The 2,135-nt window shown below is 51.1% G+C and carries 1 protein-coding gene and 2 pseudogenes; 1 reads left to right on the top strand and 2 read right to left on the bottom strand.

From position 1 onward, the window contains the following. Window positions 1-146 precede the first annotated feature (146 nt). Window positions 147-704: a hypothetical protein gene (locus tag C446_RS02975; protein WP_049919997.1), complete on the top strand. Its 558-nt coding sequence runs from the start codon at window positions 147-149 to the stop codon at window positions 702-704. 268 nt (window positions 705-972) lie between these two features. Here C446_RS02975 and C446_RS02970 read toward each other — a convergent pair. Both C446_RS02970 and C446_RS02965 read right to left on the bottom strand, forming a co-directional pair. Continuing rightward, a pseudogene (locus C446_RS02970) lies at window positions 973-1,386 on the bottom strand (IS1595 family transposase); the annotation flags it as partial. A gap of 252 nt (window positions 1,387-1,638) precedes the next feature. Beyond that, window positions 1,639-2,049: pseudogene (locus tag C446_RS02965) on the bottom strand (IS1595 family transposase); the annotation flags it as partial. Window positions 2,050-2,135 lie beyond the last annotated feature (86 nt).

Here is a 2,135-nt window from a genome sequence, read left to right as displayed (position 1 = left end):
CGATCCAGTCGCTACAACCACTGAGGCGGGCGATTTTCGCCATGAACCAGCTGAAAATCACCCCGCCTCATCCTTCAGCCTTAACTAAACACGACCCTCGAAATTGAACCAACATCTTAATAATGACCGCAAGGTAACATCTCTCTATGGAGTCCCCGAACTCAAATTCCCTCCGGACCGTGTTCAACCGATACGGTCCCACAACGGATCGCAGCGATATAGCTGCAGGATATGCAGCAGTAATCGGTGCCATCTTTGTGTCGGCACTATATATCACGTCGGTCTGGTTCGTTGAATCTGGAATCTTCGATCTCAGCTGGTCGCCATACTTTGCAGCGCTTGAGTTCAACTGGGTCGTTTACTCTGCAACGGTTGGACTGGCCTTTGCCGTGCCAGCGTCGTTTCTCGTCGGAGCAGTCGGCTGGCGGATTGTCCCGACCCAGACCACGTTTAGCGGTGCTTTGAAGGGTGCGGTCGGTGCTGTGGCTACGTACTTCGTGGCTTTTGTACCAATCGCGGCAGTTGTCTTCGTGATGGAAATTGCGAGTTCGGAGTCAGTCGGGTTCGGTATCGCAATAACGAACGCGCTTGAACTATCCGGCCTCTTTGTCGCAGTCGGATTCATGCTCACGTGGTGGCTCGCAATTCCAGTCGGCTGCCTCGTGGGATTAATACACGCGGCCCGTCATCCGACTCCGAATTGAACCGGGTACCGTCGGAACCGTCTCTATTAAAAGAGAGGCTTCCAATAGATAACATCGTGAAGCTATTCTCATTACTTTCCGGCTCTGTTGAAACCCTCTTCTTTTAGAGAGGTATTCATGTGAATCTACTGTACACTATACGTGCGAATTGAACGGCGAAGAGAATACATAGCAGTACAGTTATTATCAGATAATGGCTGAGATGGATATTGACCTTGCACTTAAGCAGATAATTGGACTTACGCTCTTGTGTAGCACTTTGTTGATCTCACAGCGTAGCTTTGATAGCGTTTTTGAGCGCTTCCTTCCCCGGTTTCCGCAGTAATTCTCGTCGAAGCTGGAAGGCTCGGAGATAGTGTGTGAATTTATCCTTCGAGACGCCTCAATGTGGTGAGAGCCACGGTCGCAGTAGCGATCCGTGACTCTCGCAGGTATTGACGTGGACGCCTTCATCCGCGTATTCGCCGTCACCATGGACGACGTATTCACGGTCGAATGCGTCGTTCTCGACCAGCGGATCGTAGGCACGAAATCCGCCAGTATAGATGGTTATTGGCTTCTTCTCACAAACCGCGAGAAGGATCCGAATCGTCGATTTATCGGCTGATTTCGCTGGGGTCACGTATCGGTCGCCGGTACCACGGTCAACGATCGTGAACACCGGCGGTTTGTCCTGATCGTATATTTCAACAGGTCTCAGGAGGAATACGCTGATCAGTACCGTTCCCTCTTTGATCGTTCTTTGTCTCCATGTTTATCACCATTACTGGAAACGTTATTTCTCTTCTGTATGGAGTATACTGTACTTCGTCACCATATGAAGACATAACAGTTGTTGGCAATGTGATCTACTTTATTCAGTCTGATCGACCGGGACACTGCGGAATCCTTGCCGGTCATTGTTCGTTCGCTCTTGTGTAGTACTTTGTTGATTTCACAGTGTGGCTTTGATAGCGTGTTTGAGCGCTTCTCTCCCTGGTTTCCGCAGTAACTTGCGTCGAAGTTGAAACACTCGGAGATATTGTGTGAGCTTATCTTTTGAGATGCCTCGATGAGGCGAGAGCCACGGTCGCAGCAGCGATCCGTGACTCTCGCAGGTGTTGGCGTGAACGTCTTCGTCAGCGTATTCGCCGTCGCCGCGGACGACGTATTCGCGGTCGAATGCGTCGTCCGCGGCCAGCGGATCGTAGGCACGAAATCCGTCAGTGTAGACGGTCAGTGGCTCCTTCTCGTGGTTTGCGAGAAGGAGCCGAATCGTCGATTCATCGGCTGATTTCGTGGGGATCACATATCGCTCGCCGGTGCCACGATCAACGATCGTGAACACCGGCGGTTTGTCCTGATTGTGCTCTGTTGAAGAGCGATCTAATCAGCTGATATCACGGGTTAGAAGGGTGAAGTCGAGGAAATCGAGGTTGGTATGGAAATCGA

Origin of the sequence: Halobiforma nitratireducens JCM 10879, from assembly GCF_000337895.1 — an archaeon.
In the GTDB taxonomy this organism is placed as follows: domain Archaea; phylum Halobacteriota; class Halobacteria; order Halobacteriales; family Natrialbaceae; genus Natronobacterium; species Natronobacterium nitratireducens.
Note: the sequence above shows the minus strand (reverse complement) of the source record. Positions and strands in the feature narration are given on the sequence as shown.